The sequence below is a fragment of the Bergeriella denitrificans NBRC 102155 genome (genome assembly GCF_001592185.1).
GTDB classification, from domain to species: domain Bacteria; phylum Pseudomonadota; class Gammaproteobacteria; order Burkholderiales; family Neisseriaceae; genus Neisseria; species Neisseria denitrificans.
The window spans coordinates 1-7,162 of sequence record NZ_BCWL01000107.1 but is presented as its reverse complement, the minus strand read 5'-3'; the positions used below and the strand labels follow the sequence as shown (position 1 = coordinate 7,162).

General features: G+C 56.5%; 5 protein-coding genes. 4 read left to right on the top strand and 1 reads right to left on the bottom strand.

All coding sequences use genetic code 11. From position 1 onward, the window contains the following. Window positions 1–160: 160 nt before the first annotated feature. The 4 genes from glmS to rarD all read left to right on the top strand — a co-directional run bounded on the left by glmS (window position 161) and on the right by rarD (window position 4,398). Complete coding sequence (glmS, locus tag BDE01S_RS06780; RefSeq protein ID WP_066079165.1) at window positions 161–1,999, top strand: glutamine--fructose-6-phosphate transaminase (isomerizing); 1,839 nt, start codon at window positions 161–163, stop codon at window positions 1,997–1,999. Between the two features lie 369 nt (window positions 2,000–2,368). Then, complete coding sequence (locus tag BDE01S_RS06775) at window positions 2,369–2,659, top strand: DUF3079 domain-containing protein (RefSeq protein WP_066079163.1); 291 nt, start codon at window positions 2,369–2,371, stop codon at window positions 2,657–2,659. A 10-nt stretch (window positions 2,660–2,669) separates the two neighbouring features. After that, window positions 2,670–3,113, top strand: coding sequence for an NTF2 fold immunity protein (locus BDE01S_RS06770; RefSeq protein ID WP_082790439.1), 444 nt, complete (start codon window positions 2,670–2,672; stop codon window positions 3,111–3,113). 385 nt (window positions 3,114–3,498) lie between these two features. Further along, entirely contained in the window at window positions 3,499–4,398 is a 900-nt protein-coding gene (rarD, locus tag BDE01S_RS06765; protein ID WP_066079158.1) for an EamA family transporter RarD, read from the top strand. A gap of 61 nt (window positions 4,399–4,459) precedes the next feature. Here the strand turns inward: rarD and leuS are convergent, their stop codons facing one another. Beyond that, entirely contained in the window at window positions 4,460–7,093 is a 2,634-nt protein-coding gene (gene leuS / locus BDE01S_RS06760; protein WP_066079155.1) for a leucine--tRNA ligase, read from the bottom strand. Window positions 7,094–7,162: the final 69 nt, after the last annotated feature.

Sequence of the window (7,162 nt, the reverse complement as noted above, 5' to 3'; positions counted from 1 at the left end):
GTCATTTCTGCTACGGTGCCGGTTCGCCTTGTATCAGAATTTCATTTCTCCGACTATAGATAAATTTTCAGACGGCCTAACGTTTCGAGGCCGTCTGCCCCGAAAGCCGTCTGAAACAGCGGCAACATTTAATTAACCACTTGATACTAAGGAACTTTATATGTGCGGTATCGTCGGCGCCATCCGCGCCAACCACAATGTAGTAGATTTTTTAACCGACGGCCTGAAACGCCTCGAATATCGCGGCTATGACTCTTCAGGCATCGCCGTGCACACCGGCGAAAAAATCCGCCGCGTGCGCCGTGTCGGCCGCGTCCAACTCATGGAAGACGCAGCCCGCGAAAAAGGCATCCACGGCCACATCGGCATCGGCCACACCCGTTGGGCGACCCACGGCGGCGTGACCGAGCCGAACGCCCACCCGCATATTTCAGGCGGCATGATTGCCGTGGTGCACAACGGCATCATCGAAAACTTCGAAGCCGAGCGCGAACGCTTGCAAGGCTTGGGTTATGTATTCGAATCGCAAACCGATACCGAAGTCATCGCCCACAGCGTCAACCACGAGTATTCGCAAAACGGCGGCAATCTGTACGCAGCCGTACAGGCGGCGACTAAGAATTTCCACGGCGCATACGCCATTGCCGTGATTGCACAAGACAACACCGAAGAAATGGTCGTAGCGCGCATGGGCTGCCCGCTCCTGGTCGCATTCGGCGACCGAGAAACCTTCATCGCCTCCGACGTATCCGCCGTCATCGCCTTCACCCGCAAAATCTCCTATCTGGAAGACGGCGACATCGCACTCTTAACCGCAGACGGCATCCAAAAGCTGATGGATAAAAACGGCGCGGAAACCAAACGCGACGTCAAAATGTCCGAACTGTCTCTGGCCTCATTGGAGCTCGGCCCGTACAGCCACTTCATGCAAAAAGAAATCCACGAGCAGCCGCGCGCCATCGCCGACACCGCCGAAGTCTTCCTCGAAGGCGGCTTCGAACCGGAAAACTTCGGCGAAAAAGCACGCGAAGTGTTCGACGAAATCACCGGCATCAAGATTTTGGCCTGCGGCACATCCTACTACTCCGCCCTGACCGCCAAATACTGGCTGGAATCCATCGCCAAAATCCCGACCGACGTCGAAATCGCCAGCGAATACCGCTACCGCGACGTCATCGCCGACCCCAAACAGCTGGTCATCACCATTTCCCAATCCGGCGAAACGCTGGACACCATGGAAGCGTTGAAATACGCCCAGTCTCTGGGGCAGACCCACAGCCTGTCGATTTGCAACGTCATGGAATCCGCCCTGCCGCGCGAAAGCGAATTGGTGCTCTACACCCGCGCCGGCGCCGAAATCGGCGTGGCCTCCACCAAAGCCTTCACCACCCAATTGGTTGTCTTGTTCGGCTTGGCGGTGACTTTGGGCAAACTGCGCGACCACGTTTCCGACGCACAGGCACGCCAATACGTTGAAGAACTGCGCCAACTGCCGGGCAGCATCCAGCACGTGTTGAACCTCGAGCCGCAAATCGCCGCATGGGCGCAAAAATTCGCCAAGAAAAACAGCGCCCTCTTCCTCGGCCGCGGCATCCACTTCCCGATTGCCCTCGAAGGCGCGTTAAAGCTGAAAGAAATCACCTACATCCACGCCGAAGCCTACCCGGCGGGCGAGCTGAAACACGGCCCGCTGGCACTGGTGGACGAAAACATGCCCGTCGTCGTCATTTCTCCGAACGACAGCCTGCTGGACAAAGTGAAAGCCAATATGCAGGAAGTCGGTGCGCGCGGCGGCGAACTGTTTGTGTTTACCGACCTCGACAGCAACTTTGCCGAAGCCGAAGGCGTACACGTTATCCGCACACCGCGCCACGTCGGCGTATTGTCGCCCATCGTGCACACCATCCCCGTGCAGCTGCTCTCCTACCACGCCGCACTGGCACGCGGCACCGATGTGGACAAACCGCGCAACCTGGCCAAATCCGTCACCGTAGAATAAACCGCACAGTCAAAAAGCCGTCTGAAAACCAGACGGCTTTTTTTGTTTTTGAACGCATCGGTCAAAACCGCAAACACGGCTTCGACTATAGTCGGAGAAATTATAGTCATTTAAAATAAGAATGATACAGCGTTGCTTCGCCTTGCCGTAGCAGAAATTCAGTTCTTCGACTATAGGTAGAATGCAGCAACACCGTATCATGTTGTATTCAATGACGCTATGTATCATTACAAGTACTCGACGGCGGGCGGATTAGCGGCTTCCCAACCGCAAACATTTCTTAACACCCCGCATTCAAATCAAGTAAAAGCCGCCGCCGCTTTTTCAGACGGCCTTATAATGGCATTTTCCACCTGTCGGACACGCATCATGGCCAAGAAATTTCCCGTTGCCCCGAAAAACCCGGAGCGCATCTGCTGGGGCTGCGACAAATACTGCCGCGAAGACGATTTACAATGCGGCAACGGCTGCGAGCGCATCCAACACCCCATCGAGCTGGACGGCCCCGAGTGGTACAAACACGGCGACTGGAGCAACCTGCTGAGCGACGAGCAGCAAATCCAGCTCGGCCTGAAAACCATACCCATCGTCGAAGAAAAGCCCGCGCCCAAAGCCGCCAAACCGCATATCAAACTGCCCTTGAAACACAAAGCCGTCTGAATTTTAAAAAATGATGGATTTTAAAAATATGGATAACCAAGCCATTATCAAAGCGCAATTCGACGGTTTTATCCGTGCGATGTACGAATGGGAAACACAGGCATACGCCGAAGCCCAAACCGATTTTTCCGAAGCTTGGCAACACCGGCAAACGGCTTTACGCAGCGAAATTTTCCGGCGTTATGTCACCGAGCGCGAACGCAAATACGGCGGCCCGACTTTCCGAAGCTGTACCTATCCGCCCCGTTATCACCCTGAATACGAGCAGATGACCGGGATAACCGTTCGCGGCAAAAAAGCCACCGTCTCCACCGATTACAGCCGCGCCGGATTACATTACAAGCGCGAATACACGTTCCTGCTTGCTCACGATACATGGCGCTTAGATGTCATTAAAGAGCAGTATCCAACCGATGACGGCACCGGCCAATCTTGGAAAAACGTCATTATCTGAACACGCCCAAGCCGTCTGAAAACCGCCCGCAGCCGATTTGACGGATGGATTGGCAAAATGTATGCTGGGAACGCAGGCGCATTTTGCAATATCAGCAGCAAAATACACCGACGTTACCCCATCCGCCGCACAGGCCGTCTGAAAACAGACGGCCTGAGACCTTTGCAAAAAAGCTGAAACACTCATCGACGTCATTCCCGCCTGCGCGGGAATAACGACTAAGGGATTTTAAATATTTTTGTAAAGGTTTCGGCCTGTCTGCCCTATAGTCGAAGAACACAGAATGAGACAAGGCAGCAAGCCGCAGACAGTACGGAGCGTACGACAAGGCGCAGCAACGCCGTATCATTCTGTGTTCTCCGACGATATATCCACGGCCAATCCCATGCACACACCAATTTCCGAATACCGCAAAGGCCTGCTCTATGCGCTGGGCTGCTACCTGATTTGGGGGCTGTTCCCCCTGTATTGGTATCCCATTACCGCCGCGCCCATCGATGCCGGGCAGATTCTGGCGCAGCGCATCAGCTGGTCGGCCGTATTTGCCGTGGCCGTCTTACTGCTCATGCATCGCGGGCGCGCCCTGCTGCAGGCCGCTGCCGACCGCCGCCTGCTGCTGATGCTCGCCTGCTCTGCCGCAGCGGTGTCCGCCAACTGGCTGATTTACCTGTGGGCGATTACCCACAACCACATCCTGGACGCCAGCCTCGGCTACTTTATGTCGCCGCTGGTCAATATGCTGCTGGGGCGGATATTTTTTAAAGAACGGCTCAGCCGCACCCAGCTTGCCGCCATCGCGCTCGCCCTGACCGGCATCGTCTGGCTGGCGCTGCCCGTCGGCCACATTCCCTGGATTGCCCTGTCGCTCTCCCTCAGCTTCGGCCTCTACAGCCTGCTGCGTAAGCTCGCGCCTGTGGACGCGCTCACCGGCATGGCCGCGGAAACGCTGCTGATGCTGCCCTTCGCGCTGGCCTATCTGGGCCACGCCGCCTATCGCGGCACGCTGGTTTTCGGCAGCCTCGACACCCTGCAAACCGCCGTACTCATCGGCTCGGGCGTGATTACGGTGTTGCCGCTGCTGATGTTTGCCGCCGGCGCCAAACGCATCAGCCTGAGCGATTTGGGCATGATTCAATACCTGTCGCCGAGTATGCAGTTTCTGCTCGGCCTGACCCTGTTCGGCGAAGCCTTCGACTGGCAGCGCTTCACCGGCTACGCCTGGGTCTGGCTGGGCATTGCCGTGTATGTGGCGGGGGTCTGCCTACAGCGGCGGAAAGCGGTATAAAAGCCGTCTGAAAACCCAACTTTCAGACGGCTTTTGCATGCTTTCGGTCAAAACCGTGGCATCACACCACAATATTCACCAAGCGGCCGGGCACGACAATCACTTTTTTCGGCGTTTGGCCGTCTATAAAGCGTACCGCGCCTTCGCTTTGCAGCGCGGCGGCTTCGATGTCGGCTTTAGAGGCATCGGCGGCGACGGTGATTTTATCGCGCAGCTTGCCGTTGACCTGCACCATGATTTCGATTTCCGATTTCACCAAAGCGGCTTCGTCCACTTGCGGCCAACCGGTTGCCCACAATGCTTCAGACGGCTTCAACTCGCTCCACAAGGCTTCGCAGATATGCGGCACAATCGGCCACAGCAGGCGCACGGCGGCTTCCAAAACTTCTTGTGCTACGGCGCGGCCTTCCGCGCTGTCGGTATTGGTTTTGTCAAACTGGTTGAGCAATTCCATCACGGCGGCGATGGCGGTGTTGAACTGCTGGCGGCGGCCGTAGTCGTCGCTGACTTTGGCGATGGTGCTGTGCAGTTTGTGGCGCAATTCTTTCAAGTCTTTCGCCAACGCGTCTTGACTGCCGCTAAACGCGGTAATGGCATCACCCTGTTTGCGGTATTCAAACACGGTGCGCCACAGGCGGCGCAGGAAGCGGTGCGCGCCTTCGACGCCGCTGTCGCTCCATTCCAGCGATTGGTCGGGCGGGCTGGCGAACATCATAAACAGGCGGGCGGTGTCGGCGCCGTAGGCTTCGATTAATTCTTGCGGATCGACGCCGTTGTTTTTCGATTTCGACATTTTTTCCGTGCCGCTGATGACCACGGGCAGGCCGTCGGCTTTCAATACGGCGGAAACGGGGCGGCCTTTTTCGTCAAAGGTCAGCTCGACATCGGCGGGGTTAATCCAGTCTTTGCCGCCTTTTTCGTTTTCGCGGTAATAGGTTTCGCACACCACCATGCCTTGCGTGAGCAGACGCTCAAACGGCTCGTCCACCTTCACCAAGCCTTCGTCGCGCATTAATTTGGTGAAGAAGCGTGCGTAGAGCAAATGCAGAATCGCGTGTTCGATACCGCCGATGTATTGGTCGACCGCGCCCCAGTATTGTGCGGCTTCGGAGGCAACCATGCCGTCTGAAAACTTCGGCGACATATAGCGGAAGAAATACCAGCTCGATTCCATGAAAGTGTCCATGGTATCGGTTTCGCGCTTGGCCGGGCCGCCGCAGCAAGGGCAGGTTGTTTCGTAAAATTCGGGCATTTTCGCCAGCGGCGAACCCATGCCGTCGGGCACGACGTTTTCAGGCAGGGTAACGGGCAGCTGGTCGGCAGGTACGGTCACGTCGCCGCATTTTTCGCAATGGATAATCGGAATCGGGCAGCCCCAGTAGCGTTGGCGGGAAATGCCCCAGTCGCGCAGGCGGTATTGGGTTTTCGGTTCACCCGCGTTTTGGCTTTGCAGTTTCGCCGCAATCGCGTCAAAGGCCGTCTGAAAATTCAGGCCGTCGAATTCGCCGCTGTTGACTAACACGCCGTTTTCTTTGTCGGCATACCATTCCTGCCATTGCGTATGGTCAAATTCTTGATTATCAACGGAAATCACTTGTTTCAGCGGCAGACCGTATTTGCCTGCAAACTCGAAATCGCGCTCGTCGTGCGCAGGTACGGCCATCACCGCGCCGTCGCCGTAGCCCCACAATACATAGTTGGCAATCCACACTTCCAGCTTGTCGCCGTTGAGCGGGTTGACCACATAGCGGCCGGTCGGCACGCCTTTTTTCTCCATCGTCGCCATGTCCGCTTCGGCTACCGAACCGGCTTTGCATTCGGCGATAAAGTCCTGCAATTCGGGCTTGTCGGCAGCGGCGGCGGCCGCCAGCGGGTGTTCGGCGGCCACGGCCACATAAGTCGCACCCATCAGCGTATCGGGGCGGGTGGTATAGACTTGCAAAAATTGCGCGTAATCGCCATCCAAACCGGCTTTGCTGGCTTCGTCCACGGCAAAGCGCACGGTCATGCCGCGTGATTTGCCGATCCAGTTGCGCTGCATGGTTTTGACCTGCTCCGGCCAGTGCTCGAGCTTGTCCAAATCGTTCAGCAGCTCTTCGGCGTAGTCAGTGATTTTGAAGTAATACATCGGGATTTCGCGCTTTTCAATCAGTGCGCCGCTGCGCCAGCCGCGCCCGTCGATGACCTGCTCGTTGGCCAGCACGGTTTGGTCGACCGGATCCCAGTTCACCGTGCCGTTTTTGCGGTAGACGATGCCTTTTTCAAACAGCTTGGTAAACAGCCACTGCTCCCAGCGGTAATACTCCGGCGTACAGGTGGCGACTTCGCGTTCCCAATCGATGGCAAAGCCCAGGCTTTTGAGCTGCGATTTCATGTATTCGATGTTGTCATACGTCCAGGCGGCGGGGGCGACGTTGTTTTTCATCGCCGCGTTTTCGGCGGGCATGCCGAACGCGTCCCAACCCATGGGCTGCAATACGTTGAAGCCGTTGAGCAGCTTGTAGCGGCTCAATACGTCGCCGATGGTGTAGTTGCGCACATGCCCCATGTGCAGCTTGCCGCTGGGATAGGGGAACATGGAAAGGCAGTAGTATTTGGGCTTGGAGGCGTCTTCGGATACGTTGAACAAACGGGCTTCTTCCCATTTGGCTTGTGCCGCCGGTTCGACGGCGGAGGGTTGGTATTGTTCTTGCATGATGTTTCGCTCTGAAAGGCGTTGTCAAAATAAAAAATTCCAGCGCTGATTATAGCCGATTCGCAGCAT